This is a genomic window from Streptococcus sp. OH4692_COT-348, from assembly GCF_003859975.1.
GTDB lineage: Bacteria > Bacillota > Bacilli > Lactobacillales > Streptococcaceae > Streptococcus.
On record NZ_RQZB01000055.1, the window covers coordinates 1 to 513 of the forward strand.

Below are 513 nucleotides of genomic sequence, written 5' to 3' on the forward strand. Positions count from 1 at the left end.
AAGAATAACCTTGTGACGATTGTAGAGGGAGAAATTTCAACCTTAATAGTAGACAACTCAGGAGGGTTTCCGTGGTCATCTCTATCATAAAACAATGTTTTGGTTGTCCTTACATCTGGCAAGTCTGTTCCGTCTCCATGATAAGTGCTATAATCAATGACATCTCCGTTATTTTTTGCTGTGTACATTTTAGGAGGGTCTGTGTAGTCATCTGTTGCTTTATTTTTAACGAACACAACAGCAAAATTATAAGCTGAACGTTCTACTATTGTTTCCGTGTCCATTGTCACACTTTGCTTAATATCTACCCTTGTCGTGATTCTTTTTCTATTCCAGTTTCTTGAAGCAAAGTTAATGAATAACAAGTTTCTAGGGTCTGTTTCAGATGGAGCGTGTTGAATGGTTGTAGTTGGTTGAAATTGAACCTTGGAAAATATCCTTTTTGCTACATCATGAGCTGATGAAGTTTCCGCTTTACGATTAATCGTAGCCTTTCCAGCAAAGATACTTGAA

1 pseudogene is annotated in these 513 nt (G+C 37.2%); it reads right to left on the reverse strand.

Going from position 1 to position 513, the window contains the following annotated elements:
- Positions 1-513 (reverse strand): annotated as a pseudogene (locus EII37_RS10870) (hypothetical protein); the annotation flags it as partial.